Source organism: Longimicrobiales bacterium (assembly GCA_028823235.1).
Classification (GTDB): domain Bacteria; phylum Gemmatimonadota; class Gemmatimonadetes; order Longimicrobiales; family Gaopeijiaceae; genus UBA2589.
Genome location: JAPKBW010000020.1, coordinates 26029 through 52605, shown reverse-complemented (window position 1 = coordinate 52605; position 26577 = coordinate 26029). Strand labels below are relative to the sequence as shown.

Below are 26577 nucleotides of genomic sequence, written 5' to 3'. Positions count from 1 at the left end.
TTATACGCTTGTGGGGCTTTGTCTATGGAGGTCTCGCCTAGTCTTAAGTCTCCCATAAGTCACCCGTCGCGCCACAAAATGCGCCCTAGACCGCAGCCGATCGCTTAAATAGTGCGAGTACTAGGGGCAATGAATTCCTCCGCGTAGCTACTTGCTGTCGACTCGACGTGGACGGCAGGTTGTCGGCATGCAGAAAGAGAACTTACGGCGTCCAGCTACCGTGAACTGGCAGGACATCTGGATCCTGTACCGACGCGAGCTTCGCTCGGCATTCCGCGAGCGCACCATCGTCGCGAACAGCATCCTCATGCCGATCTTTCTCTATCCAGTCATGCTCTGGGTGATGTTCACGGCAATGATGTTCGTATCGGGCCTTGCCGACCGCGCTACCTCTCGGATCATGCTCGTCGATGCGCCGAGCGGTCACGCGGTCCTGATGGATACGCTCGAGAATCGCAGTAACCTTGATATCCTCGCCGCAGTTGGTTCGGATTCTGCGGTCGCGCTCATCCAGGCCGGTGAACTCGACGCGCTCCTGACGTTCCTGCCGCCGGATACCGAAGGCGATCGGTTCGCCGAGAATTTCCGGATCGTGATTCACTACGATCGTGCGGTCGAGCGCAGTCGACGAGCGAGTGATCGGATCGAAGGCATCGTAGACGACTACCGTGACGCATGGGTCGACTCCGAGGCGGCCCAACTCGGCATCGCGGCCACCGATCGCGGACAGTTCCGAATCTTGCAGGACAACGTGTCGAGTGGAGAGGACATGGGTGCCCTGCTCCTCGGCATAATGATCCCGAGCTTCCTCGTTCTTATGGTCGCGCTTGGCTGCTTGGTGCCGGCGATCGACAGCACTGCCGGCGAGAGGGAGCGCTCTACGTGGGAGACGCTGATGACGGTTTCGGCCTCTCGGCTGAGCATAGTGACCGCCAAATATCTCTACGTCGCGACACTGGGGATCACGGCGGGGGTTCTCAACGTGACCGCGATGTTCGTTTCGCTCGGAGCGGTCATGGGTCCCCTCCTCGCAGGGGTCGGCGCCGAATTTCAGTTCTCGCTTCCCTTCCTCGCGCTTCCCGTCATGATTGTCGCCGCTGTTGCGCTGGCCCTCTTCTTCGCGGCCGCGATGATGATTCTGGCAGCGTTCGCTCGCAGCTTCAAAGACGGCCAGGCCATGGCGCAGCCCGTCGTCTTGCTCGCTCTGCTCCCAATGGTGCTTGGACAGCAGACCGATCAGACGCTGACACCGACCATCGCGGCGATACCCGTAGCTAACGCCGCGATGATGATCCGTGACGCCATCAACGGAGTGTTTCTGTGGCCCCTCATCGCAGAGACGCTCGCGGTGCTGCTGGTCATGGTCGCGCTCTGCCTCCTGCTCGCTCGAGCGGTACTTCAGTTCGAAGATCTGCTCTTGGGCTCCTACGACGGGAGCTTTTGGCGCTTCGCGAAGGAGCGTTTGATTAACCGGAATGGAAGCGAGCCGACGGCTCGCGCCGAACAAGGAGTCGTCTGACATGGTAGAATCGATGATCCAGGTCGAGGGACTCGAAAAGTCCTTCTGGGACGAGTCCCGCGGCGAGATTCGCGCGGTCGACGGTATCGACTTCGATTGTCGCCCAGGAGAGGTGTTCGGATTGCTGGGAGCGAACGGAGCAGGCAAGACGACCACCCTTCGGATGCTTGCCACAATCCTCAAGCCCACCGGGGGGCGCGCCTCTCTCAACGGTCACGATGTGTTTTCAGAACCGGAGGCCGTCCGACGCAGTCTGGGCTTCTTCTCGGCCTCCACTGCCCTTTATCCAAGGTTGACCGGTAGAGAGACCCTCGAGTTCTTCGCCAGGATCAACCAATACCCGTCCGAACGCGTTCCCGAACGCGTTGGTGCGCTCATCGAGCGCTTCGGAATCGCCGAGTATGCCAACGCCCGCGTGGAAAAACTCTCCAGCGGCATGAAGCAGAAGATCTCGATCGCCCGCACCATCGCACATGACCCCCCAGTCCTCATTTTCGACGAGCCGACGGTCGGGCTAGACGTGTTGGCCGCACTCGAGATGCAGCGCGTGGTCGGCGAACTCCGAGACGAGGGCAAGACGATCATTCTCTCGACGCATATCATGAGCGAGGCCGAGAAACTCTGTGACCGAATCGGCATCATTGATCGGGGCAGAATGTTGGCGCTCGGCACGCTCGACGAGCACCGTCGCGCAACCGGGCAGCACTATCTGGAGGACATCTTCGTCCACTTCGTGATGGCCAATCTGAGTGACGACGAGGGTGCGACTGCGGACATCGGCAGCCCGAGCACGTCGGAGACGATTCGGTGAGCGGAGAACCTCCCTCAAGAGGGAATCGGAGCGTTCTGTTGACGCTCTTCCGGTATGAGATCAAGAGACTCATACGCGACACTCGCACCGTCCTGATCGCGATCGTGGCACCCCTGGTGCTCATCCCAGGCATGATCTTTGTGATGCGTGCAGTCGAGCGAAGCGAGGAGCGGCGGCTCGACGACACGGTATACGAGTACGCCGTCACCGGCGATGAAGCGGAGTGGGGTCGGGCGGTCCTGGCAGCCGCTCTCGAACGCGAAGCCAACGATCCGGACACGACGACGGGCGCGGTCCGTTTCGAGGAACGCGCCGACGCCGACGCCGACTCCTTGCTGGGCGCCGGGGCGATCCACGTCGTTGTCGAGGCTCTGTCGCCGGAGACCTACGAACGTATCCGCGCGGAAGAGGCTGCCGAGGCCGACACGGAGACCGAGTCCGAACTCTCGCTCCCCACCCTGCGCCTGAGACATCGCGGACAAAGTGACTTCTCGCGCAACGCGGCGGAACGCCTTGGCAACCGCATGGCCGAGGTCCGCTCGGAGCTGCGAGACAGCGTGTACCGGGCCGGTGGATTTCCGGTCGCCATTCAGCAGGTCGCGGCCGTCACGACGGAGAACACCGCGAGCGCGCAACGCGAGGGAGGAGCCCTCCTGGGTCTCGCACTCACGCCCTTCCTGCTGTTCCTGATGCTCAGCGGCGGCTCAATCATGGCGGTCGACACGATCAGCGGGGAGAAGGAGCGCGGAACGCTGGAGACGCTACTGACGACCGCAGCGGCCCGATCCGACATCGTGAAAGCGAAAATGATGGGCATCATTGCGGTGGGAATCTCGGTGGCAGCCATCAATATCCTCAACCTGCTCCTCTATCTGGTACTCGGAGTCGTCGAATTGCCCGAGCGTTTTGTGATCGCGCTTTCGCCGATGGACCCCCTGCTGATCCTGATTCTCTTCCTGCCACTCACGGTCCTCGTGGCGAGCGCCCTGTTGCTGCTGTCGGGCTACGCGAAGAGCTACAAGGAATACCAGCTCTACCTGTTCCCGCTCCTCTTCGTTTTCTTGGTGCCTTCGCTGGTCGCGATGCTGCCAGGCATGGACTTGCGATCGGCGATCGTCCTGTTCCCGATTGCGGGCATCGGGGTGGCCGTGCGGGAGATCATGATCGGTGAGTACGACTGGACGTTCCTGATGCTCGCGTTCGCGTCGACGGGTGGGGCGGCATGGTGGGGAGCTCGCCTCACCGAGCGCACCCTGTCCATGGAACGTCTGATCTCGGCTTCGGATCTGGATGAAGCCGACCTGACGGGCGGCCCCGCTCTTTTTCCGCGCCACGTCCTGCGCTGGTTCGGTGTGATGTGGGTCACATTCCTCGTCGTTTCCCTCTGGTTCGGTGAGGCGCTCGGCGTCCGAGGTCAGATCGTCGTGAACATCCTGATCATCATGTTCGGCGGCTCACTCCTGATGATCCGACTGTACGGGCTAGATGCGAAGACAGTGTTCGCGTTCAGGACCGTGCACCCGGCCGTGTGGCTGGCCGTACTGATCGGGATCCCCTCCGGATACATCGTCGGCATCGGTCTCAGCGGACTAGTGAACACCTACCTCTTCCCCGTTCCGCAAAACGTCCTCGAAGCGTTTGGAGAGTCCCTCCTTGGTGACGACATGCCGCTCTGGCAACTCGTCATTATGTTGACCGTCATCCCAGGTATTTTCGAAGAACTCACCTTCCGCGGCGCACTCCTGCACGGACTCCGGAAGACCTTTGGCCCGGTCGCCGTTTGCCTCGTCGCGGGAGCCATATTCGGGCTCTTCCACGTTTCCCTCTTCCGGATCCTCCCGACCGCCTACCTCGGTGTGCTCTTCGCCGCGGTCGTGCTCATGACCGGCTCGATCTTCCCCGCCATGCTCTGGCATTTCGGAAACAACTTCATCGCCTTGGTGCCCCTCCAGTTGGGATGGGTCACCGGGGAAACGCCGGTCCCGTGGTGGGCCTACGCTGCCGGACTGGCAGGCCTCGTGGTCACCTTCTCGATCGTCTGGACCGTCCGGACGCCCTACCCGGACCTCAAAGAAAAGAGGCCCAAAGAGTTTTTGTGACCATCGTTCGCCTCTTCGCGCGCGTCGCCTTGCTCAACGTGGCCAGGCGCATAGGCGGCGTCACACCCTCTGCTCAGTAAGTGTGGTGCTCGAGTCCTTGGCAGGGCATAGCCGGGAGTCGACGCATGGCACGGCGTCTTGGCTTTGGGCCAAGCCGGGTCAAGTTCAGACCAGACACGAAGCTCTGTCTTTCTCGCCATCGGAACCGGTTGAGGGAGCTTCCACAACCTGAATCTGAGCCGTGGCGGACAGCAGAGGCTCCGGACCTCGTGGATGCCTGCATCAGCCTCACCCAGTGCATGTTGGGCCGTGTCCGTGGCGCGCCTCCGTCCCTCGAGCTGATAGCTATGAACTACCCACTGCATGGGCACGATGACATCGCTCGGGCCGAAGAATCCACCCGGGGAAAGATCCAGGCAGCCCTTTGCCGTGACGCCGACGGTTTGAAACGGACGCCGGCTCAGCATCATCGAACTCGCCAAGGCTGACTACGCTCGTCGCGCCATCCAAATCACGTGTCTGGCACCCTTGCCGGCATGCGCTCTCACCGTGGTCTCGACGACGACGAATCCCGCCGCTCGCATCTGTTTTGTGAAGGCTTTGTCCGGACCCGCGGACCAGATCGCCAGGACCCCCTCGGGCCGAAGCGCCCGGTGTGTTGCCGCGAGTCCTTTCTTCGAATAAAGCCGCTTGTTCGAAGCGCGCGTCAGCCCGTCCGGCCCGTTGTCCACGTCCAGCAAGATGGCATCGAAGCCGATGCGCTCATTCTGGATCACCACTGACACATCAACGAGTTGCACTTGCACACGGTCGTCATCCAGCGGTCTGCCGGCCGATGATCCGAGGACGCCTCGGTTCCACTCCACTACTCCAGGCACGATTTCCGCGACGACGACCTCGGCGTCACGTGGTAGCGTTTCGAGAGCCGCGGACAAAGTGAAGCCCATTCCGAGTCCGCCGACGAGCACTCGGCTGTGGGGATTATTCGCGAGGTCCTTGCATGCGATGGCACCGAGAGCGTCTTCCGACGCGTGTGCCCGGGTGTTCATGAGGTCTTGACCACCCACGATCTTGATGAAGTAGTCCTCACCTCGTCGATATAGCCCCAGCTCGCCGCCCTCTCCGGGAATGGGCGCAGTGTGAATGAGTTGCATGCACGCCTGTGAGATTGCGATAGGATGAGCGGCCGTCGTTAAGAAAAGTGGCGCAGGGTGGCGTGCTATGTCGATGCCGAGGCAGACTCCAGCTCTCGGAAGCTTGGCTCTGTGGCGCAACATCAACCGACCTACGGAATCAGCGTCGGCGCTGAGACGGACAGCATTCTATGCCGAATGCGGTCTCTGCCCTAGTGAACGGCGAATGACCTTCCGCGTGCGTGCGTGCTCTGGGCGACCACTGCTCCGGTGCTCGATGTGACCATGGGAAGCAGGTGATAGGCACACCGGACATATGGAGCCCATCATCGTGAACGGCGCCGGTCAGGCCCGACGATCTCTTCCAGCATGGCGATCGTGTCGCCACCGAATCACTCACGACATGAGCGAGGGTAGGGTAGAAGAAGAGCGCCCGGGGCAATGTGTCGCACTTGCTGCTTCGCCATGGCTGGGCAAGACATCCTTGTTGGCGAGCGCCAGAAGAATGTGAAACCAGTGGGGCTTCGGGGGCTTCGGTGCGGTGGACTGGCTCTAAGGAGACACTCCGGTGCGGGCGGGACTCTGGGGACTAGATGTGTATCAAGTGAGATATATATGGTAATGAGCACGCGTATGCGTCTCTCCCGGCACGACCGAGTAGCTTCTCATCCACGATCGCACCTACACAGGAGCGCCCATGCCCGCCACTGCCGCTGACCTCGTCGCCTTGCTCGAGCTCGAGCCCATTGAGCAAAACATCTACCGTGGTGACAACCGCAACATCGGGACGGGCCGGATCTTTGGTGGTCAGGTCCTCGCCCAGGCGCTGGTGGCCTCTGCGCGCACGGTGGAGGAAGATCGCCCGCTTCACTCCATGCATGGCTATTTCATCTTGCCAGGCGATTTATCTGTTCCTGTCGTCTACTTCGTGGAGCGCTTGCGCGACGGGGGATCGTTTTCGACTCGTCGTGTCACGGGGATCCAGAACGGCAACGCGATCTTCTCCATGTCGTCGTCGTTCCACCGCCACGAGGAAGGCGACGAACATCAGACAGAAATGCCGGACGTCCCTGATCCGGAATCGCTCCGCCCCGAATTGGAGCAGATCCGCGAGCGAGCCGACGAGATCCCGGAGGCCTATCGCGCGATTCTGACACAGGATCGCGCGCTGGACTTTCGGGCGACGGACGGAAGTGACCCGTTCGATGTGACGGTGCGCGAACCGACCCGTAGCTACTGGGTGAAGGCGATAGGCCCGGTTGATGACAACCCTGTACACCACCAGGCACTCCTAGCGTACTCGTCAGACTACGGGCTTCTCGACGCTGCACTGCGTCCGCACGCCATCAGCCTTCGGGATCCCAACGTGATGGTCGCCAGTCTCGACCATTCGATCTGGTTCCACCGGCCAGTTCGCATGGACGACTGGATGCTCTACGTGGCCGAGAGTCCGGCCGCAGGGGGTGCCCGGGGCTTTACCCGTGGGACCTTCTATACCCGGAGCGGACAGCTTGTCGCGTCGGTGGCGCAGGAAGGGCTCGTTCGCCGAAAGACGCGCCCGTAGGGTACCCCGTGGGTCCATTCAGTGGATCGACATCCTATTTGGCAAAGCCAGGCCGGATGGCTCGCAGTGCTCCTGCTGGCTGGCGTCGCGGATGATCCAGGCCAGCTTGGCCGCTTCAAGTGACCGACTGTGCGAAATGTCGATTGGCGCCTTTTGCCATCGTTCGCCTCAAAGTATGCCCGCCTGGTCACACGGGCATACTTCGGAGGATTCACCCGGCGGGGTTCCCTGTCGATGCTTGCCGCACCGGACGGCGGTCCCATGTTCACCTAGGTGCCGGCATCGAGACAGCCTGGTCGGCCGACTTCGGGGGAGGGCCCAATGAAGGGACCGCGACTACGATTGACTGGCGCGCTGCTGTTGTTCTTCGTGACGACGGCATGTGCCTCTGGCCCGCCACCAATGGCTTTGGCCGTGACGCCCCCATACCGGTCCGTTACTCAGGACCGCCTTGAGAATCCCGAGCCTGAGAACTGGCTGAGCTACCGCGGGAATTATGCGGGCTGGGGTTTCAGCGAGCTCGATCAGATCACATCCGGCAACGTGTCCGATCTCGAGGCGGCCTGGACGTTCTCCACCGGCGTCCGCGGCGGTCACGAATCTCCACCGATCGTGAATGATGGCGTGATGTATATCACGACGCCGGGTAATCGACTGTTCGCACTCGACGCCCGGAACGGCGATCTGCTCTGGCTCTACGAGCATGACCTGCCGGACCGTCTCATCGCGATCCACAACACGAATCGGGGCGTTGCCCTTTATGAAGACAAAGTCTTCATGGCGACACTGGACGCGCGGGTGGTTGCGCTCGACGCCTTGACCGGAGAAGAGATCTGGGACGTCTCCGTCGCCGACAACGGGTCCGGCTATTACATGACGACCGCGCCGCTGGCGGTCGAAGGGCGAATCATGGCGGGGGTCTCGGGTGGCGAGCTTGGCATCCGTGGCTTCGTCGTGGCGTTAGATGCGGAAACCGGGGTGGAGGTATGGAAGACGCACACCGTGCCAGAGCCGGGCGACTTCGGCAGCGACACCTGGCCTGGCGATACCTGGGAGACCGGTGGCGCCCCCGTTTGGCTGCCTGGACACTACGATCCGGCGTTGGGTCTCACCTACTGGGGCACCGGCAATCCGGGTCCATGGGTAGGCGATCAGCGGGACGGAGACAATCTGTACACGAACTCTGTGCTCGCCCTTGATCTCCAGACGGGTGAGATCCGGGGCTACCATCAGTATCACTGGAACGGGTCTTGGGACTGGGATGAGGTGTCGACGCCGCTGCTTGTGGACCTTACACGTGACGGCCGGACGTTTCCTGCGCTCGTGCACCCGGGTCGCAACGGGTATTTGTGGACACTGGAACGAAGCGCTGACGGCATCAGCTTCGTCGATGCCACCGAGTATGTGTATCAGGACGTCTTCTCGAGTATCGATCCGGAGACCGGGCGCCCCACATATGACCCCGACCACAAGCCGACCACCGGGCAGGTTACGTCGTTCTGCCCTTCGCTCTGGGGAGGGAAGGATTGGCCACCGGCGGCGTTCAATCCCGACACGCGCCTGCTGTATATCCCGGCGAACACCAATCACTGCGGATCAATTGAGGGGCTGGAGGTCGAGTATATCCCGGGCCGCGGATACACGGGTGCAGATTCTGAGATGACTCTCCGCGAGGGGGCCGATCACATCGGAGAACTTCAGGCGTGGAATCTCGATACCGGCACACTCGAGTGGACGACCAATTTTCCATCGCTTAACTGGGGCTCGGTCCTCACAACTGGGGGTGGATTGGTCTTTATGGGTGGAACGCCTGATCGGAGGTTCAGCGCTTTTGATGCAGGAACAGGTGCGGAACTGTGGAGCAAGCGTTTGAGCTCCGGTGTGATGGGCGTTCCGGTCACATATGCCGTAGATGGCGTCCAGTACATAGCCGTCCAGTCCGGATGGGGAGTGGACCCGGCGAGCATGACACGTCGCGTGGACTCAGCCCGAGGCACGTTCACCTACGTACCCCAAGGTGGTGTGCTCTGGGTATTCGCGCTCGACCGATGAATCTGCCCGAGAAGATTTACACGGAGCGGGACATCGCTCGAGTGAAGTCATCTGCGAAGATGATCGGCTGGGCTCAGGGAGCTGCGGTGGTCCTCGGTGGCGCGATCGTACTCAACCTGCTTGGCTGGGTACCGGTTGTGCTCGGAGTTGGCGCTGCCGGATACATCCTGTACAAGGTGATTGGTCCGAACGGCAAAGATCCGGAATAGCGGACACGGCTGAACGATGATGATCTTCTTTCTGGAAGACAGCGGCGACAGGATCGAGCACTTCGGGATCCATGCATCGTGCCGTATCTCGACCTGTCGTGGATCCCGAAGGTGCGCCAATCTCTGGGAGCCTTCGAGAATTTCCGATGGGCGCTACCTCTGTGAGATCGGGCTCCCCAGTTCGCTGGCATAGGCTGCGCGAAGAGCGTCGTGATATTGATCCAGGAGCCCCGCGAGGATGGCCTGTTCCTCGATCACGGCTTCGCGAAGCTCCGGTCGCGTGAGGTAGTCGTAGAGCATCGACGTCATGATTTCGGCACTGATGCGAAAGCCGGTGTGGCCGATCTCGTTGAAGGTATCGTCGAGCATGCCGCGTGTATGATTCGCCCCACGTGAGCTGAACACGCTGATTCCGATGCCGGGAATGTCTTTTGTGACGACCCCTGTCTCCTCATAACCCGAGGGTCGGCTGGGCTCTGGATTGATGTTTGGGGCGTCCAGTTCGTTCGCGTAGGCAAAGGCAAGCTCTTGGAGAGTTCCGAGCGAGAGCCCGTCCCGGTATTCACCGTACCGATCGATCTGCACTTCTGTCCCAGTGGCCATCGCCGCGCCGCGCGCCGCGTCGTCCATCATGTTGTTGATGTGCTCCAGATAGATCGGGTCGGGATATCGGATGTAATAGTCCACGACGGCTCGCTGGGGCACGACGTTCGGCGCCTCGCCGCCTTCCGGGATCACACCCTGAATCGATGCTTCTGGGCGAAAGGTCGAGCGCAGGCCGTCCACCATCGAGTAGAAGTGGACTGCCGCTTCAAGCGCATTACGCCCGTGCCACGAGGCCATCTGATGCGATGGCTTCCCGAGGAAGGTGTACTTCACCTCATTGATATTGAGGCAGCAACTCCCGAACCCGACCTGAGCGCGCGAGGTCTGGGTGACACCGTGGCTGCGGATGAGCAGGTCGGCTCCGTCGAAGATCCCCGCTTCGTGCATAATGACCTTCGCCGGCGGACCGACCTCCTCCGCCGGCGTTCCGTAGATGCGCAGTCGCCCGGGAATTCCCTCAGCGGCCATGTGTTCCGCCATGGCGAACGCTGATGCGAATACGATCGGCGTTTGCGCGTTGTGCTGATCCCCGTGGAACGGACCATCTGCGTCACGCAGGGCGTCATACTCGGCAATCATGCCGAGCATCAGTCCGTCCTGGCCGGCTGGCGACGTCCAAGTCGCGACGAAGGCGGTCTCCAGACCGGCGACCCCCACCTCGACATCCCACCCCCGACCTCGCAGCACTGACGACAGCGTATCGACGGCGAGGAACTCCTCCCAGCCGACCTCGGGATTGAGACCGATAAAGTCGCTGAGATCCTGCATCTCCGACTCCCACAGCTCTGTCGTACGGCGGACGAGCGCCTCCCGCATTTCGTCATTCCGGCCTGCGAGGTCCTCGGCCATCCCCGTCGGGTTCAGCCGGGCTTGGAGCACATCGATTTCGGCGATGATGTCGCGTGCGGCCGCTCGTTCGGTGTCGGTGCTCTGAGCAAAAACTGGGATTGGCAGAAGCAGAAGTGGCAGTGCGAGAAGGCGGCGCATAGCCATCATGTCGAGACTCCAGTCGGACGTGTTCGTGCGTGACGCGAGCGACAGATCGCTCGTTAGGGGGCCGGAAAGTACTTGCCCCGGATGCACCAGGCGACTGATGTCAGATGAGTTGGTCCAGCGTTTCCCAACTTTGATCTCTTCGACCCTCCTCGACATCATGGACCAGCTCCACCAGTCGTCGGGTCAGCGGTGTAGGCACGCCGCTTTCCGCTCCAATACTGTCGATGGGTGCGATCTGCGCATCGACTTCCGTGCGGCGCTTTCGGACCGCGAGGTCGCGCCACACGCCGCTGTGACTCTTTGCGGATGCCCGGTTGAACCGGACCAGTGCGTCGAGGCTCTCGGTCGCGGCCACGGACGACGCCTCAGGAGCGAACGCTCCCGGGTCGAATCCGTCGAAAGCCTCTGGGCGCACCCCGCGTGAAGCAGCGACGGCCATAGCCTCTCGAGCCAGGCCGATGAGGGCAGGGCGGTGCTTCGGAGAAGCGAGGACATCGGCAATCGACGCGGCGGTCAGGGCCGTTGCAAACAGCATTGATCCGTAGGCCAGCTTGCCCCACAGGTATCCCCATATGTTGTCCGTCAGCTGGGCCTTGGGCTCAAAGAGGCTCAGCAAGCGATGCACTTCCTCGACCCTGTCCGTGCGTGCGCCATCGAGCTCACCAACAACGACAGTGCCTCGATTCCCACGCATTACCACACCTGGGTGAAGAACGTCCGCGCCGAAGTTCACGAACGAACCGATCGTGCGATCGTCACCGACGGCCGCCGCAATGACGAGTTCGTTGAGTCCGTTCTGTATCGAGACTACGACTCCGTCACAGGCCAGCAGGGGCTCGATCGCCTGGACGGATTCCTCGGTGTGATGAGCCTTCACCGCGAGGAACACGGTCGTGATCTCAGAAGTCACGTCACTGGGATGAACGCAGTCCGCGTTTACCGAGAATTCGTCGACGGGCCCGATGATCTTGAGGCCTGAGTCACGGATCACCCGGGCGTGCTGTTCGTCGGTGTCGACGAATAGAACTGGCTGGCCGGCGCGGACCAGCCAGGCGCCGATGGACCCGCCCATAGCGCCGGCGCCCCAGATTACAATCGTGTCAGAATTCATACCGGAAGTTGCCGTGTGAAGGGCTCCTGAGCGAATATTTGGAGCCACTCCTCTCTACTCAGAACATTGATGACGCTTCCTGCTGCTGAAGCCCTCGCCCGCCTGCAAGACGGAAATGCCCGATTCGTGGCAGATGCGCCGAATCTGACGGTGGCCGAGGCGCACCACCGTCGGGCCGAACTGGTCGGCGGGCAGTCGCCATTTGCCATCATCCTCGGGTGTTCGGACTCACGCGTTCCAGCTGAGGTGATTTTCGATCAGGGGCTGGGTGCTCTCTTCGTGATCCGCGTCGCTGGAAATATCGCGGCCTCATCTCAGGTGGGCAGCGTCGAATTTGCTGCGACTGAGTTCGGAACACGCCTCGTCGTTGTGATGGGGCACACCGGCTGCGGTGCGGTCCTGGCGACGCTTGAGCAGATCAGGGGCGCTAGTGTGTCTCCTTCTGCGAATCTGCAGTCCATCGTGGACCGAATCCGTCCCGCGGTCGAACGACTCGCGTCAGCGGCCCCAGGGTGGACGCCCGAATCGCTCATCGGGGACGCGGTCCGGACGAATGTCGACACGTCCATGAATGAACTCACCGCCCATTCGGACCTGCTGCATCGACTCGTCGACGGGGGAGGTCTGCATGTGGTTGGCGCCGAGTACTGTCTCGAGACCGGCGTCGTCGAGTTTCTCTGACGCGAGCCGCTCTGGTTCAGCCGCGTTAGTTCATCCTCGGAGGTGCGATACGGCGCATGGATGCTTGCTCGAAAGCATAGGCAAGCTCGATCAGCCGTGGCTCCGAGCAAGCTGATCCGGTGAAGCTCACGCCGAAGGGGCGAGGCTTGGCATCGAACCCAGCCGGCATCTCAGGGCCGCCATCGTTTGCCACGAAGGCGAACGGAACGATGACGGTCGGATACCCGGGCTTGGCCGCGATTCCGGCCCCGCTGGAGCTCGGGAAGAGCAATGCGTCGAGCTCATGATCGGTCATGGCCGCGTCGATTCCGCGCGTCGCGTTAAGCACATTGTCCTGCATGAGGTCAGCCTCATACTGAGCGCGATCGGCTTCGAGGTCGATCGCGTCTGCACCGTCGAGCCGTGCCTGCTCGTATTTGATCGCGCCCATGGAGCGGTGCGCGAGATTCCATTCACGTAGCTCGGTGAGCGTCTTCACTGGCGCGGTCTCGCCCAGCGTAGTGAGCCATGCGTTGAAGTCACGCTTCATCCCGTAGTCCAAGACGCTGCTTCCACCGTTTGTGACCAGGCTCGTGGCCGGATCCGTGTCGATGACACTCGGGATGTCGGCAGGGTCGACGACGATTGCCCCCTGGGCCTCTAGGATGGCGATCGCATCAGCCATGACGGCTCGACTCTCCTCATTCATCCGGCTCTGCCATCGGTTGGTGCCCGGCACTTGAATCGAGTCGTAGTAAAGGGCTCTCGGGATGCCGATCCGGGCGCCCTGCAGGCCGTCCAGGTTGAGGAAGGGCGTGTAGTCTCCGTTCGCCGGGACCTGACAGAGCGTGGTGGCCGCATCGTTCGGATCAGGCGATGCGCTCTCTAACACGCCAAAGAAGATGGCCGCGTCCGTGACGGTCCGAGCCATCGGGCCAGCAGTGTCCTGGTCCCCACTGATCGGAATGATGCCGTATCGACTGATTCGCCCGACCGTGGGCTTGATCGCCGCGAGCATGTTCGAGTTGGCCGGAGAGAGGATCGATCCGGATGTCTCCGTTCCGACGTTCGCCGCCCAGAAACTCATCGCAGTTCCGATCCCTGAACTCGACCCACCAACACCCATGACGGGCCGGCCATCGTTTCGACCGTCACGAGGATCACGGCGTGGGTCATACGGGTTGAGCCCGTAGCCACCGATCGCGCTGTAGTTCCCCGGCATGCCGGCAGCCGTGAAGTTCGCGAGCTCGGTCATGACCGTCTTGGCGATGATGATCGCTCCGGCCTCACGGAGATTGGTCGTGATGGTCGCCTCGTACGGCGGAAAATAGCCTTCAAACGCTTTGGCTCCGCCCGTGGTCGGCATGTCCATGGTGTGGACATTGTCCTTCAGTGCAACGGGAATACCGTGAAGCGGGCCACGTACGCGACCGTCCGCACGCTCCTGGTCGAGCCGCTCGGCATCGGTCAACGCGTTCGGATTGATGGCGATGACCGCGTTCACCCGTTCCTCGTACATGGCGATGCGGATCAGGTGGGCCTCGACCAGCTGACGGGATGTCAGGTGCCCTTCTTCCATCGCCTGCTGCATTTCAGGAATCGTGGCTTCCACCACATTGAATGTCGCCGAGTCAGCCGCGGATCCGCTGCAGGCTGCGAGTAGCGGGGCAGCGAGCAGGGCCGCGAGCAGAAGCGTTCGGGACGTCTTCAAGGTGATCACAGGGCGGCCCTCTTTATGCCAGTCTCGCGGACGGAATGATTCAGTCCGCTGGGACAAGCAACATGCGTGCGGTTACCGGCCCTTGTCCATTTTCACTTGAACGCGCTTGCCCTTGATCTTCCCGTCGCGAAGGGACTCGAGCACGTGGCTGGCCACATCTTGCGAGACCTCGACGATGCTGAAGGCTTTCGAGATCTGAATCGAACCGATCTGCGTACCTCGGATCCCGGCCTCTCCGGTAATTGCTCCAACGAGGTCCTTGGGTCGAACTCCACTCTCACGACCGACGCCGATAAAGATGCGCTGCACGTTGCCAAGTCTCGCCTTTCCGCGCCGTCCGTCGGGCTCGCCCGCTTCGGTCGATTCATGTGCCCGATCGCGATTAGCAGGACGTCCTTTCTTCTTCCCTTTCGACCGTTCGTGTCTGGGCTGCTCGATCGGTATGTCTTCTTCGTCTCCCTCGGCGACGCTGATCGTCGCTTCGTGACCCATCTTCACAGCGCCGAGAGCGATATCGAAGAGATCGAACTCGTCGGACAGCGACTCGACGACGACCCTGAAGTTGTCCAGATCACCTTCGAGGATCGACTCCCGAACCGACGCTCGGGTGAGCTCCAGACGCCGGGCCCTGAGGTCTGCGACGGTTGGAAGTGACTCGACTTCGATCTTCTGCTTGGTGAGACGCTCGAGATTGCGTAGCAGGGCGTGCTCGCGCGGCTCCGCCAGAGTAATTGCCACGCCTTCACGCCCGGCCCGACCGACCCGGCCAATTCGGTGGACGTAGGACTTCGGAGAGGACGGCACCTCGTAGTTGATCACGTGAGTGAGGTGCGAAATGTCGAGCCCACGGGCAGCAACATCCGTTGCCACGAGGAGGTCAACTGCGTTGTTGCGCAGCTTCTTCATGACTCGTTCGCGCTCGTCCTGCGACATGCCCCCGTGCATTGATTCCGCCCGATAGCCACGGCCGTTCAACGCTTCGACCAGCTCGTCGACGTCGTTTCGGGTCCTGCAGAACACGAGGGCTGCCTCGGGTGCCTCCAGGTCGAGTACTCGACCGAGCGCGGCCAGCTTGTGGGGGCGCCGCACGAGGTATGCGGTTTGCCGTACCAGAGGAATGTTTCCCTCCTCCTCGGCTGCGATGCGGACTTCGATCGGGTTGGTCAGATACTGTTTCGCAATCGTCCCGATGCGGGGAGCGAGGGTTGCAGAGAACAGCAGTGTTTGGCGCTCATCGGGAACCTCGGAAATGATCGCATCGAGGTCCTCAGCGAAGCCCATATCCAGCATCTCATCGGCTTCATCGAGAACGAGCACCTGAAGGCCGCCGAGTTTCAGTGTCCCTCGTCGGATGTGATCGAGCGCCCGGCCAGGTGTTGCGACCACGACGTCCACGCCCCGCTTGAGCACATTGAGCTGCTGGCGGAAGGACTGGCCTCCATAAATAGGGAGTACATTCACCTTCAACGGCTTCCCGTACCTGTGGACCGCTCTCGCGACCTGCACCGCGAGCTCTCTAGTCGGGACTAAGATCAGGGCAGCTGGGACGGGCCCCCCAGTCTCGATCCTCTGGAGAAGAGGCAGTGCGAACGCAGCGGTCTTTCCGGTTCCTGTCGCGGCGAGGCCGAGCAGGTCCTTGCCTTCGAGAAGGTGGGGGATGGCTTCCCGCTGAATAGGTGTAGGCTCTTCGTATCCCAGTGTTGCGAGGGACTCCAGAAGCTCCGATCCGAGCCCGAGGTCAGCGAACGCACGGTTCGCGTCAGGCGATATTGTTGGCGACATCTCCGAAGATAGCGGAAGGGGCGGCGGAGTCAGACCTAGGTTTCACGGCAAGGCGGGTGGCAGACGTGCGTATGTTCACTCGATTGATCGTAGCGGTGGCTAAATGCCTCGTTCGTCGGTGACTGAACCCACTACGACACCCCGCTCGGATGAGGACGTGTCGAGAAGGCGTTTTCTGCCCTGAGAGTTGCCGCCCGCTCTACTGCCTGGGCCCTCGCGCCTGAGCCCGCTCGATCAGCCCGGCCCACTGCTCCAACTCACCTGGGTCCCACACTACGCTCATCGTAGCGCGAGCCTCGGCTTCGGAGACTCCCTGAACCATGGTGCGGTACAGATATACGAAGGCTGATGCCCGCATGTTCGCGAAGCAGTGCACGAAGACCTTCCGGCCTTCGTTTGCCTGCATGATATCGAAGAACATGTCGACGTCGTCGAGCGTCGGCTGCTCCCAGTCCACTGGAATGTGGACATAGGTAAGTCCCGTCTCAGCCACCAGGAATCCCTCCTGTCCGTTCCGGGCCTCATCGGCGATCGCCAGGTTCACGACGACCGCGTAGCCCTCCGCTGCGAGCAGGGGAATCTGCGGGTACGCGATCTGTCCTGCGGAGGAGAGGTCGTCCGAGACCCATGTATAGTTGCGGATCGTTTCGAGCGGTTCGGCTTGCTGACCCTGCAGTGGCGGCGCGATGGCCATGGAAGAGATCGCTACGGCAAAGAGGGATTGACGGATACGCATGGTATGTCGGGAAAGAGGTGGTCAGTCTGATATCGGTGGACTGAACGCGGCCATCACGTAGAGGTGCGCCGTGTCCCTTCGCACTCGGATTCTCACGGAGAACCGCTGGTGCTTGTCTGTGTACACCTCGAACTCACTTGCCTGTTCCTCGGTGCGAAGCTCGAGGTCGATCGGCGGGATGGAATCGTTCAGGAAGACTCGCTCCAGCAATGGAGGGCCATGGCCTCACCCGCGTCAGTTCTGATCGCGCTTGGAGGCGTACGATCGGCTTGACCCGATGGGGACGCTTTGACCCGAGGCGTCGAAAGTTCCTGATGGAGTTGCCACCTGAGTCGCTGATCCCTAACTCATACGGAACCCGGTCAGGATTAAGTCATGCATAGAAAAACGTCAGTCCTCTTCGTGGTGACCTTGGTGCTGAGTGCTTGTAGGGGTGGTTCTGGAGCCCTCCCCTCACCAGAGCCCTTCGATCCCGTGGGCGTCTGGGATGTGACGATCATGATCGAGGGGCTCCAGGTGGATGGCGTGCTGTCGGTCCGGGGCCTCGAGGGCGGTGGCCTTACGGGTGACATCGACACAGAGATGGGTGCTGCGACGATTACCGAGGTGGTGCTGGATGGTCACACGATGACGTTTCTCGTTCCGGACGTAGGAGCGACCATGGAGTTGCACTTCACCGGCGACGAATTCATGGGGGGCATGAGCGGGTATCTTGGTGAGGGCTCGATCAACGGGATCCGCCGATCGCCCAGAGAACATCCAGGCCGATAGCCGCTCCACTGGCCGCACCCTACATTGGGAGCGACCGGAGATTTCATGAAAACATTCACCGCAGCGACGGCCCTTTTGGGTGTCTGGCTCACACTAGCTAGCCAGACATCAGAGGGGCGTGTGTATGTTGCGGAAGTCGAGCCAAGTCGCGCTGTATTTGACGATGTGGTGTCCCTAGGTGGCCCTGGCCCCGGAGAGGCAACCGACCTCGTCGGCGTCGTGGATCGGTACTGTGTCCGCTGCCACAACGAGCGGCGGCTGACGGGCAATCTGACCTTGGATGGATATGACCCGGCCTCGGCGCACGAGAACGCCGCAGTCGCAGAGAAGATGATCGTGAAGCTGCGGGCCGGCATGATGCCACCGCCCGGTGCGAATCGCCCTGAGGGTGACACGCTGCTGGCCCTCGTCGAGAGGCTGGAGGCAGTCGTCGACGGGGCTGCCGCCGCGAATCCGAATCCGGGCTCGCGCCGTTTCCAGCGCCTTAACCGGGCCGAGTACGGACGGGTCGTGCGCGAACTTCTCGGCCTTGAAATCGATGCGGGACGTTGGCTCCCAGCGGACACCTACCTCGGGAATTTCGACAATCTGTCCGACGCGCAGGGCCTCTCCACGACTCTCCTCGAGGCATACCTCCGCGCGGCCACCGAGGTGAGCCGGATCGCGGTTGGGAATCCTGAAGCTGTCTCGACTTCAACGAAGTACATGAACCCAATCGAGGTGTCCCAACACGCTTGGGATCATCTGGAGGGGACCCCCTTTGGTACGCGGGGCGGGATGGTCGTTACGCACGACTTCCCGGCCGACGGCGAGTATGTGTTTACAATCGAGACCCTGTTCGGCCAAGGCGTTGGGTTTGAAGATCTCGACATCTCGATTGATGGCGAGGGTGTCGCGTTGCTACGGCTCGAGCACAACGGGCAGACCGGGCACCCTCTCCGGACCGAGCCGGTCTTTGTCCGCGCAGGCCAGCGCCGGATCGCTGCTGCGTTCGTCCGGCATATCGACGGACCGTACGAAGACCGTTTGAGCCCTTTCGAGTGGTCCTTCGTAGGCGGTGAAGACGCCATTCAGTGGGCCAACTACGGTATCACTGCCCTGCCGCACCTCGCGGACCTCATGGTCACGGGTCCGGAGACCCCGAGTGGTGTCTCGCCCACGCCAAGCCGGGAGGCTTTGTTTTCCTGCTATCCCGACACCTCTGAGGATGAGCGCCCGTGTGCTGAGGCCATCGTCCACAAGGTCGCGCAGGCCGCGTACCGGCGCCCGGTGACAGAGGATGACATCGCGGGCCCTATGTCCTTCTATGACACGGGGGCCGCGGAGGCCGGCTTCGAAATCGGTGTGCGCACGGCCCTGCAGGCGATCTTGGCAAACCCGGCGTTCATATTCCGTCTGGAAGAACCTCCCGCTGGCGTCGGGGAGAACGAGAACTACCGGATCAGCGATGTGGATCTGGCGTCACGGCTCTCGTTTTTCCTGTGGGCGACAGGCCCGGATGAAAGGCTGCTGATTCTCGCAGAGCAGGAGCGACTCTCAGATCCGGCAGTGCTCGAGGGTGAGGTGCGCCGAATGCTCGCGGACCCGCGATCTGAGGCCCTGTCCGTCCGTTTTGCCTCCCAGTGGCTGCGCCTTCAGGACGCGAAGAAGAACAATCCAGAGCTGTACCTCTATCCGGACTTCACGGGTCAGCTCGGGGACGACATGGTGAGGGAGACCCAGCTCTTCTTCGACCATCTCATTCGTGAAGATCGAAGCCTGCTGCAGGTACTGGACGCGGACTACACGTTTTTGAACGCCCGCCTTGCAGAGCACTACGGGATTTCCGGAATTGCCGGTGGCGAATTTCGGAGGGTTTCGTATCCTGACGAGACCCGCAGGGGTCTTCTGGGGCACGGTAGCGTGCTACTGCTGACGTCCATGTCTGCGCGGACGTCTCCAGTGCTCCGGGGCAAGTGGGTCATGGAAGTATTGATGGGCACACCACCGCCGCCGCCGCCACCGAACGTTCCGAATTTTGAAGAGACGGAGGGTGCCGCGTCAGGCCGGCGGCTTACCACCCGCGAACGCATGGAGATCCACCGCGCCAACCCGACGTGTAATTCATGCCATCGATTCATGGATCCAATCGGGCTCGCTCTGGACAATTTCGACGTGACCGGCCAATGGCGAATTCGCGAGAATCAGGTGGCGCTGGACACACGCGGCACGTTCTACGATGGGACCCCAGTCAGCACGCCAGCCGATCTCACTACCGTCCTGCTGAAGCGGCCCATCCCCATAGTCCGGAACTTCACGACCAACCTGCTGGCCTACGCGATCGGCAGGCGCGCCGAGTACTACGATCAGCCATCCGTGCGGCAGATCACGGCGGATGCTGAGGCCAATGACTACCGTATGTCGTCGTTCATTCTCGGCGTCGTGCAGAGCGACCCGTTCCAGATGATGCGATCTCAACCGGCGGCCGATGCAGGCGCCGATGACGGTGCCCTCCAGGGCGCACACGAAGGGATGTAACGCTATGGAATTCATCACAGGTACTCATCTGTCTCGTCGCACTTTCATGCGTGGCCTGGGCGCCAGCTTCGCTCTGCCGTTCATGGACGCCATGGTTCCGGCAGGCCGCCCATGGGTCGACAAGAGTCGTGACTCCGGGTTCACGCGCTTCATCGGCATAGAAGAATCGATGGGGAGCGCCGGCGGTAGCGAGTGGGGCGATGCCAAGAATCTTTTCGCGCCAGCCAAAGTCGGGCGCGACTTCGACTTTCACGTCGACAGCCAGCTCAAGCTGCTCGAACCTTACCGCGAGTACCTGACGGTCGTCAGTAATACGGATTGCCGCATGGCGGAGCCGTATCGGCCCGAGGAGATCGGGGGCGATCATGATCGGTCGACCGCGGTCTTTCTCACGCAGGCCCACCCGAAGCAGACGCAGGGATCCGACGTCTTTCTCGGCACATCGCTCGACCAGATCCATGCGCAACGGTTCGGGCAAGACACGGCGCTCCCGTCGCTCGAACTGTGCACAGAGGTGATCGATCGGGGGGGTGGGTGCGCGTACAACTACCACTGCGCCTATACCACCTCGCTGTCATGGGCGTCGCCGAACCAACCACTTCCTGCGATTCGAGAGCCTCGCGCTGTGTTCGAGCGGTTGTTCGGAGCAGGGGATACGCCGGAGGATCGTGCAGCGCGGCGTCGGACTGATCGGAGCATGCTTGACTATATCGTCGGAGAGGTGGCCCGCCTGAGGACCTCTCTGGGTGCTACGGACCGTCTTGCGATGGATCAGTATCTGACCCATGTGAGGGAAGTGGAGCGGAGGATTCAGCTCGTCGAAGCCCGCAACAGCAGCGGAGAAGAGCGGGAGATGCCCGAAGCTCCGTCCGGCATCCCCGACTCTTGGGAGGAACACATGCAACTGATGTTCGACCTCCAGGTCCTCGCGCTGCAGACAGATATGACTCGGGTCATCACGTTCAAGACCGGATTCGATCAGTCGAATCGCACGTTCCCGAACAGCGGTACCACGAAGTCGCACCACGGGGCCTCGCATCACGGCAACGTCCCCGAGGACATCATGGACTTCAACAAGATCAACGCACACCGCACCGGCCAACTCGCGTACCTGCTCGAGCGCATGAAGAACACGATTGATGGGGACGGTTCACTGCTGGATAAGACCGCCATCGTATGGGGTTCACCGATGGGCGACCCCAATCTCCACAATCATCGGCGCTGCCCTCTCCTGTTGATGGGTCACGCGAACGGGGCACTCGAGGGGAACCTTCACCTGCGTGCGCCCAAGGGAACGCCCATGGCGAACCCGCTCCTGAGCGTGATGCAGGGGATGGGTCACGACATGGACGGGTTCGGAGATAGTACGGGTGCCCTTCCGTTGACGTATCCCGGAAGCCGGCCAACGAATGGGGCGGGCGGGTGAGAGTAGTGTCGCGCGGGTCGAGGCTTGCGTTGGCCAGTACATGGGCATGTTTGTTCGTCGCACTCTCCGCTAGTCCGACGCCTGCCCTCGGGCTGATAGAGAATCATTGGTCAGATCTTTTTTTGGGAGTGGATCCGATCGTGGAGGCCGCGCGCCAGGGCGATGCGCAGGCGGTCGTGGCACTCATTGCCGGTGGCGCCGACGTCAATGCAGCGGAAGGCGATGGCATGAGTGCGCTGCACTGGGCTGCGCAGCAGGGAGATGCATTGGTGGCCGGTGCGCTGATCGAAGGGGGCGCTAACGTGGACGCAGGCACCCGCATCGGCGCTTATCTCCCGCTGCATCTCGCGGCACAGCGGGGGCACGGCGAGGTGGTGCGGCTGCTCCTGGCTGCGGGGAGTGACACGAATGCCGCGACAACGAGTAGCGGGGTCACCGCTCTTCATCTCGCGGCGGCGGCGATCGATGGTGAGGCGGCGGTAGCCGCCCTGCTCGAACATGGTGCAGACCCGAACGCGCTCGAAGCTTCTTCGGGGCAGACGCCGCTCATGTTTGCTGCAGGGAAGGACCGTGCGGCAGCCGTGCGGGTTCTGCTTGCCGCGGCGGCCGACCCTTCCGTCCAGACCGTGGTGGTCGACGTACGGCGGAATGTCCTCGCAGATCTCGCCGCAGGCCGGCACCTGCGTCAGACTCTGACCGCCATCAAAGAGACCGATGAGGGAGGTGATGGCTGGGCGCCGTCCCCGAGCCAGCTGCAGCAAGCCATCGAGGCTCAGCGCGCTTATTTGCGGTCCGGCGAGCCCTATAGCGAGTACGACCCCGACGAGTTGGTGTCGTATCGGCCGGATTATCCCGGTGGCCCGGATGTGCCGCGGCCACGGTATCGCGAGACACTCGTCGGTATGACCGGCGGTATGACCGCCCTTTTACATGCTTCCCGTGAGGGGCATGTCGAAGCCGCAAACGCCCTCCTTGATGGGGGAGCGGACATCGATCGTGTGAGTGGGGGCGACAAGACGAGTCCCCTGCTCATGGCAACGCTCAACGGCCAGTTTGATCTTGCTCTGCAACTCGTCCAGCGCGGCGCCGACCCAAACCTTTCTGCGTCGACAGATGGGGCCAATCCTCTTTTTGCCGTGCTGAACACGCATTGGGCGCCCAAGTCGAACTATCCCCAACCGCGAGCGCACGACCAACAGTCTGCCCAGTACATGGACGTGATTGGAGCGCTTCTGTCGGCGGGGGCGGATCCGAATCTCAGACTCCGGACGCATCTCTGGTACTGGGAGTACGGGCTGACCAAGATTGGCACGGACCTCAAGGGCGCCACGCCTTTCTGGCGCGCTGCGTACGCCCAGGACGTCGATGCGATGGCACTTCTCGTAGCTCATGGGGCGGATCCGAACATGCCGACCGCCTGGCCCGCCGTAGGCATGCGTGAGCGTCGTCAGCAAGACGGTCGGCAGCAGGAGGATTCCGGGCTGCCGTGGATACCCGAGGATGCTTCGAACGCCTGGCCGATCCACGTAGCTGCGGGCGGAGGGTTCACTGGTCTCGGATCGTTCAGCGTGCGAAACGTCCCGTACAGCTTCATCCCGGCCGTCCGCTATCTCGTGGAAGAACTCGGAGCAGATGTGAACCAGCGAGACTCATGGGGCTTCACGGCGATGCATTATGCGTCGTCCCGTGGCGACAACAAACTCATCGAATACCTAATTTCCAAGGGCGGCGACGTGACGGTGATCACACGGCTCGGACAGTCGACGGCGGATATGGCGCGCGGAGGCAGGTCTGGATTCTTCACTCGCTTTGCCTTTCCCGAAACCGTCGAATTCCTTCAGGAGATGGGCTCGACATTGGAGTGCCTGCACACGCACTTCCTTGATACGGGCGACTTCTGCCCACTCGCGGGCGTAGACGACCCATGGGCACCGAGGACCGAGGAGGATGACCAGTCAACGGCTGTGGCTCGGACATCCACCAAGCGTCCCGGCGGAGGTGTGCATTGAGCACCAGAGAGAAGGCCGGGGCAACCCCCAGCGGCGGGGACGTGGCTGTGCCCATGACACTGGTCCAAAAATTCGGTGAGGGCGTTGCAGATCGTGTCGAACGGTGGATGCCCAGCCCGTTTCTGTTTGCGATCATCCTCACCTACGTGGCGGCGCTGGCGGCGTTCCTCTCAGAGGGATCGACACCGGCAGAGGTGGCGCTCGCCTGGTACGGCGGATTCTGGAACCTGCTCCAGTTCGCGATGCAGATGGTGATTATCCTCGTGACGGGATTTGTGGTCGCGTATCACCCGCGCGTGCGGGCAGGCATCGTTCGCCTGGTCCAGCTCCCGTCGAACGGACGGCAGGCAGTGGTTCTCGTCGGCCTTGGCTCGATGATCGTCGGTTGGATTTCATGGGGACTTGGCCTGATTTTCGGTGCGATCCTCGCCCGTGAGATGGGGAAGGTGGCCCACAAGGCAGGCATCCCTGTCCACTATCCTCTCCTCGCCGTTGCCGGATATCTCGGCATGAGCCTGACGTGGGGTTGGGGGCTGTCGAGTTCCGCGGGACTGCTCCAGGCCACGGACGGGAACGTGTTCATGACCACGGGGATCATCGACAGAGTCGTTCCGGCGACGGAATGGGTATTTCATCCCTACCCACTGATCCTGACTGGCCTCTCGCTGCTGGTCGGGTCCATTCTCTTGTATATGCTGGCCCCGCCCGACGCCAATTGCCGGGGCATCGAGCACTACCTCGATGTCGAGAACGAGCCAGAGGAAGGCGCGGGGGGAGTTCCGGACAAGTCCGCGGCTCACGCCTCGGCGGACGTCGGTGAGCGGACGCTCGCTGACCGCATCGACAACAGCCGTGTGCTCGGCGGGATCCTGGCTGTGGCCGGACTCATCCTCTTTCTGCACGCGTTTTGGACACAAGGGCTCGGCGCCCTCAACCTGAATGTGTTCAACTTTGGGTTCATGATGATCGGGATGCTGCTCTACGTCAGCCCTGCCCGATATCAGCAGGAGTTCAACGACGCGGTTCGAGGCAGCGCAGGGGTGATCCTGCAGTTCCCGTTTTATGCGGGAATCATCGGTATCATGACGGGGACTGGCCTCGTCGACTCCATGACGGAGGCGCTGCTCTCGGTTGCCACTCAGGACACCTTTGCAATCACCGCCTGGCTGACCGGCGGCGTGCTGAACGTATTCGTCCCCTCTGCGGGTGGTGAGTGGGCGATCGTTGGTGGACCCATGCTACTCGCTGGCTCAGAACTGGGGATCCCACCCGGCCAGACGATCGCCGCGTACGCAGTCGGCGATGCCCACACGAACCTGCTGAATCCATTTTGGGCCATTCCGTTGCTTGCGATCACGGGTCTCCGAGCTCGCGACATGTTCGGCTACGGAATCACGATGATGATTCTGCTGATCCCGTTCCTGGCTGTAGCGCTGTACCTGCTGCCGTACTAACCAGTCCTGCGCTCAGCGGAAGTTGAACTGGAAGCGGACCGGCAGGCCGAGATTCGTTTCGATGGTGAAGGCAAACTCTGAGGCGGTCGCGAGCACTCGATTGAGAATCTCGGTCCGCCCGAGCAGATCGTCATTGAGGACGAACTCGATCTGGTTCCCGAACACGTGGTATTCGCCGACAACGGTTAAGCACACGGCACAATCGCGCGCGACCCTGATCCGGTCGGCCGAAACCGCAGGCCGCTTGGAGGGGGTAAGGACTTTCTCACGTTCCGTGACGGGCGGTAGTACACAGAGTCTCCGACCGCGATGGGGCCGCCCCACCAGATTTGGGGTTACACGGTGACCACGGCCTCCTGACCCACCAGCCGATCTTCATGCTGGAACAGCCTCTGATCCCAACATGGCTAGCCCGCGGTGACGACAGGAACGCGGGCCTCCGTTTGACACTCATCCGGCGCAGCTTCAGCTTCGCCATCCGTGTTCATGCCCTTCTGAGAGGTTCGCCATGCGTCGTATACTCATCGCTTTGGCAATGGCTGCGTTGGTGCTGCCTTCGCCCGTTTCCGGGACCTGGTCGATCATTGCGATCGATCGTGCCACAGGCCGTATGGTGATTTCTTCGGCCACCTGCGCGGCTACGCGCCCGAATCAGCTCAAGCAGCTGCAGGCGATTGTGATCCCAGGTGTCGGAGTCGCTGCCGCACAGGCAGGTGTGGACCGCACTCACGAGAACCAGAAGCTCATCTACGCCCAAATGCAGCGGGGTACTGCGCCCGAAGTGATCATCGGGATGCTGCAGGCGGACACGCTGATCGAGCGGCGGCAGTTCGGCATCATCGATATGCAGGGCCGCACCGCGGGCTTCTCCGGCTCCGGAAACGGCAACGTGTCCATGGACCTCCAGGGTGAGTCGGACGACGGCATTATCTGGGCGGTGCAGGGCAATATCATCGCGACTGAGCAGGCACTCACGGCGGCCGCGACAATCATGCAGCACAGCGACGAGAGCATCGTCGATCGCGTGATGCTTGCCATGGAAGTCGCGGACGCTCGAGGCGGCGACGTCCGCTGCACCTGCGCTCGTGAGCCGCTACCTGAGATGGCCCCGTGCAATGGGAAGACCGCCCACGTGTCGTATCTGCTGGCCGCGGATCCTGATGATGCGGTCGGCGTATTCGCCGAGAACCATCCGGAGGACATGGGGTCGCCTTACAACGACGGTGACTACTACCTCTACTTAATGGTCGTCCCCACGAATACGTCGCCTGAGGAAGATGCGAACCCAGTCCGGACACTCCGCATGCGTTATGACGCGTGGAAGGAGTCGATAGGGGCACCCTGATGCGTCTCTGACTCCGGCTCCTAGCGGTGCTTCTGATTGCTGGCTGTGCTCCGGCGT

20 protein-coding genes are annotated in these 26577 nt (G+C 61.8%); 13 read left to right on the top strand and 7 right to left on the bottom strand.

The features are described from left to right. Positions 1-187 precede the first annotated feature (187 nt). The 3 genes from OSA81_11175 to OSA81_11165 are packed head-to-tail and all read left to right on the top strand — an operon-like array spanning position 188 to position 4429. Complete coding sequence (locus tag OSA81_11175; protein MDE0899570.1) at positions 188-1519, top strand: ABC transporter permease subunit; 1332 nt, start codon at positions 188-190, stop codon at positions 1517-1519. A gap of 1 nt (position 1520) precedes the next feature. After that, positions 1521-2330 (top strand): ABC transporter ATP-binding protein, encoded by an 810-nt coding sequence (locus OSA81_11170; protein MDE0899569.1) that lies wholly within the window; start codon positions 1521-1523, stop codon positions 2328-2330. A 38-nt stretch (positions 2331-2368) separates the two neighbouring features. Beyond that, complete coding sequence (locus OSA81_11165) at positions 2369-4429, top strand: ABC transporter permease subunit (GenBank protein MDE0899568.1); 2061 nt, start codon at positions 2369-2371, stop codon at positions 4427-4429. A gap of 488 nt (positions 4430-4917) precedes the next feature. Here the strand turns inward: OSA81_11165 and OSA81_11160 are convergent, their stop codons facing one another. Next, positions 4918-5583 (bottom strand): hypothetical protein, encoded by a 666-nt coding sequence (locus OSA81_11160; protein ID MDE0899567.1) that lies wholly within the window; start codon positions 5581-5583, stop codon positions 4918-4920. A 676-nt stretch (positions 5584-6259) separates the two neighbouring features. Here OSA81_11160 and OSA81_11155 point away from each other — a divergent pair. The 3 genes from OSA81_11155 to OSA81_11145 all read left to right on the top strand — a co-directional run bounded on the left by OSA81_11155 (position 6260) and on the right by OSA81_11145 (position 9387). Then, positions 6260-7126: an acyl-CoA thioesterase II gene (locus OSA81_11155; protein MDE0899566.1), complete on the top strand. Its 867-nt coding sequence runs from the start codon at positions 6260-6262 to the stop codon at positions 7124-7126. Positions 7127-7447: 321 nt separating this feature from the next. After that, a complete protein-coding gene (locus tag OSA81_11150; protein MDE0899565.1) occupies positions 7448-9178 on the top strand; it encodes a PQQ-dependent dehydrogenase, methanol/ethanol family in 1731 nt (576 codons plus the stop codon). Further along, positions 9175-9387 (top strand): hypothetical protein, encoded by a 213-nt coding sequence (locus OSA81_11145; GenBank protein MDE0899564.1) that lies wholly within the window; start codon positions 9175-9177, stop codon positions 9385-9387. The genes OSA81_11150 and OSA81_11145 overlap by 4 nt, the downstream gene beginning before the upstream one ends. Positions 9388-9540: 153 nt before the next feature. Here OSA81_11145 and OSA81_11140 read toward each other — a convergent pair whose 3' ends face one another. Then, complete coding sequence (locus OSA81_11140) at positions 9541-11148, bottom strand: peptidase dimerization domain-containing protein (protein ID MDE0899563.1); 1608 nt, start codon at positions 11146-11148, stop codon at positions 9541-9543. Continuing rightward, entirely contained in the window at positions 11090-12100 is a 1011-nt protein-coding gene (locus OSA81_11135; protein MDE0899562.1) for a 2-dehydropantoate 2-reductase, read from the bottom strand. The genes OSA81_11140 and OSA81_11135 overlap by 59 nt, the downstream gene beginning before the upstream one ends. A gap of 69 nt (positions 12101-12169) precedes the next feature. Here OSA81_11135 and OSA81_11130 point away from each other — a divergent pair, with 69 nt between their 5' ends. Next, positions 12170-12781: a hypothetical protein gene (locus OSA81_11130; protein ID MDE0899561.1), complete on the top strand. Its 612-nt coding sequence runs from the start codon at positions 12170-12172 to the stop codon at positions 12779-12781. 25 nt (positions 12782-12806) lie between these two features. On the opposite strand, the gene OSA81_11125 is transcribed toward OSA81_11130, so the two are convergent. The 3 genes from OSA81_11125 to OSA81_11115 form a co-directional block, all read right to left on the bottom strand. Then, positions 12807-14471, bottom strand: coding sequence for an amidase family protein (locus tag OSA81_11125; GenBank protein MDE0899560.1), 1665 nt, complete (start codon positions 14469-14471; stop codon positions 12807-12809). An 81-nt stretch (positions 14472-14552) separates the two neighbouring features. Then, positions 14553-16262: a DEAD/DEAH box helicase gene (locus OSA81_11120; GenBank protein ID MDE0899559.1), complete on the bottom strand. Its 1710-nt coding sequence runs from the start codon at positions 16260-16262 to the stop codon at positions 14553-14555. 199 nt (positions 16263-16461) lie between these two features. Further along, complete coding sequence (locus OSA81_11115; protein ID MDE0899558.1) at positions 16462-16998, bottom strand: protein tyrosine phosphatase family protein; 537 nt, start codon at positions 16996-16998, stop codon at positions 16462-16464. Between the two features lie 375 nt (positions 16999-17373). Between OSA81_11115 and OSA81_11110 the strand changes: the two genes are divergently transcribed. The 5 genes from OSA81_11110 (at position 17374) to OSA81_11090 (ending at position 25175) form a co-directional block, all read left to right on the top strand. After that, positions 17374-17769, top strand: coding sequence for a hypothetical protein (locus OSA81_11110; GenBank protein ID MDE0899557.1), 396 nt, complete (start codon positions 17374-17376; stop codon positions 17767-17769). A gap of 45 nt (positions 17770-17814) precedes the next feature. Next, positions 17815-20286 carry a DUF1592 domain-containing protein gene (locus OSA81_11105; protein ID MDE0899556.1) on the top strand — a complete coding sequence of 824 codons (2472 nt, stop codon included), beginning with the start codon at positions 17815-17817 and terminating at the stop codon, positions 20284-20286. Positions 20287-20290: 4 nt separating this feature from the next. Next, positions 20291-21712, top strand: a complete 1422-nt coding sequence (locus OSA81_11100) for a DUF1552 domain-containing protein (GenBank protein ID MDE0899555.1) — start codon at positions 20291-20293, stop codon at positions 21710-21712. A 140-nt stretch (positions 21713-21852) separates the two neighbouring features. Next, positions 21853-23721, top strand: a complete 1869-nt coding sequence (locus tag OSA81_11095) for an ankyrin repeat domain-containing protein (protein ID MDE0899554.1) — start codon at positions 21853-21855, stop codon at positions 23719-23721. Beyond that, positions 23718-25175 carry a TIGR00366 family protein gene (locus tag OSA81_11090; protein ID MDE0899553.1) on the top strand — a complete coding sequence of 486 codons (1458 nt, stop codon included), beginning with the start codon at positions 23718-23720 and terminating at the stop codon, positions 25173-25175. Before OSA81_11095 ends, OSA81_11090 begins: the two co-directional genes overlap by 4 nt. Before the next feature lie 12 nt (positions 25176-25187). Here OSA81_11090 and OSA81_11085 read toward each other — a convergent pair whose 3' ends face one another. Beyond that, entirely contained in the window at positions 25188-25370 is a 183-nt protein-coding gene (locus tag OSA81_11085; GenBank protein MDE0899552.1) for a hypothetical protein, read from the bottom strand. Between the two features lie 313 nt (positions 25371-25683). Here OSA81_11085 and OSA81_11080 point away from each other — a divergent pair, with 313 nt between their 5' ends. Then, on the top strand, positions 25684-26520 hold the full coding sequence (locus OSA81_11080) for a DUF1028 domain-containing protein (GenBank protein ID MDE0899551.1): 837 nt from the start codon (positions 25684-25686) through the stop codon (positions 26518-26520). Positions 26521-26577: the final 57 nt, after the last annotated feature.

Excerpts from the sequence above, each read along its gene's own strand:
- OSA81_11175 (MDE0899570.1), top strand. The coding sequence starts at position 188 with ATGCAGAAAGAGAACTTACGGCGTCCAGCTACCGTGAACTGGCAGGAC.
- OSA81_11170 (MDE0899569.1), top strand. The coding sequence starts at position 1,521 with ATGGTAGAATCGATGATCCAGGTCGAGGGACTCGAAAAGTCCTTCTGG.
- OSA81_11160 (MDE0899567.1), bottom strand. The coding sequence starts at position 5,583 with ATGCAACTCATTCACACTGCGCCCATTCCCGGAGAGGGCGGCGAGCTG.
- OSA81_11155 (MDE0899566.1), top strand. The coding sequence starts at position 6,260 with ATGCCCGCCACTGCCGCTGACCTCGTCGCCTTGCTCGAGCTCGAGCCC.
- OSA81_11150 (MDE0899565.1), top strand. The coding sequence starts at position 7,448 with ATGAAGGGACCGCGACTACGATTGACTGGCGCGCTGCTGTTGTTCTTC.
- OSA81_11145 (MDE0899564.1), top strand. The coding sequence starts at position 9,175 with ATGAATCTGCCCGAGAAGATTTACACGGAGCGGGACATCGCTCGAGTG.
- OSA81_11140 (MDE0899563.1), bottom strand. The coding sequence starts at position 11,148 with ATGATGTCGAGGAGGGTCGAAGAGATCAAAGTTGGGAAACGCTGGACC.
- OSA81_11135 (MDE0899562.1), bottom strand. The coding sequence starts at position 12,100 with ATGAATTCTGACACGATTGTAATCTGGGGCGCCGGCGCTATGGGCGGG.
- OSA81_11130 (MDE0899561.1), top strand. The coding sequence starts at position 12,170 with ATGACGCTTCCTGCTGCTGAAGCCCTCGCCCGCCTGCAAGACGGAAAT.
- OSA81_11120 (MDE0899559.1), bottom strand. The coding sequence starts at position 16,262 with ATGTCGCCAACAATATCGCCTGACGCGAACCGTGCGTTCGCTGACCTC.
- OSA81_11115 (MDE0899558.1), bottom strand. The coding sequence starts at position 16,998 with ATGCGTATCCGTCAATCCCTCTTTGCCGTAGCGATCTCTTCCATGGCC.
- OSA81_11110 (MDE0899557.1), top strand. The coding sequence starts at position 17,374 with ATGCATAGAAAAACGTCAGTCCTCTTCGTGGTGACCTTGGTGCTGAGT.
- OSA81_11105 (MDE0899556.1), top strand. The coding sequence starts at position 17,815 with ATGAAAACATTCACCGCAGCGACGGCCCTTTTGGGTGTCTGGCTCACA.
- OSA81_11100 (MDE0899555.1), top strand. The coding sequence starts at position 20,291 with ATGGAATTCATCACAGGTACTCATCTGTCTCGTCGCACTTTCATGCGT.
- OSA81_11080 (MDE0899551.1), top strand. The coding sequence starts at position 25,684 with ATGCGTCGTATACTCATCGCTTTGGCAATGGCTGCGTTGGTGCTGCCT.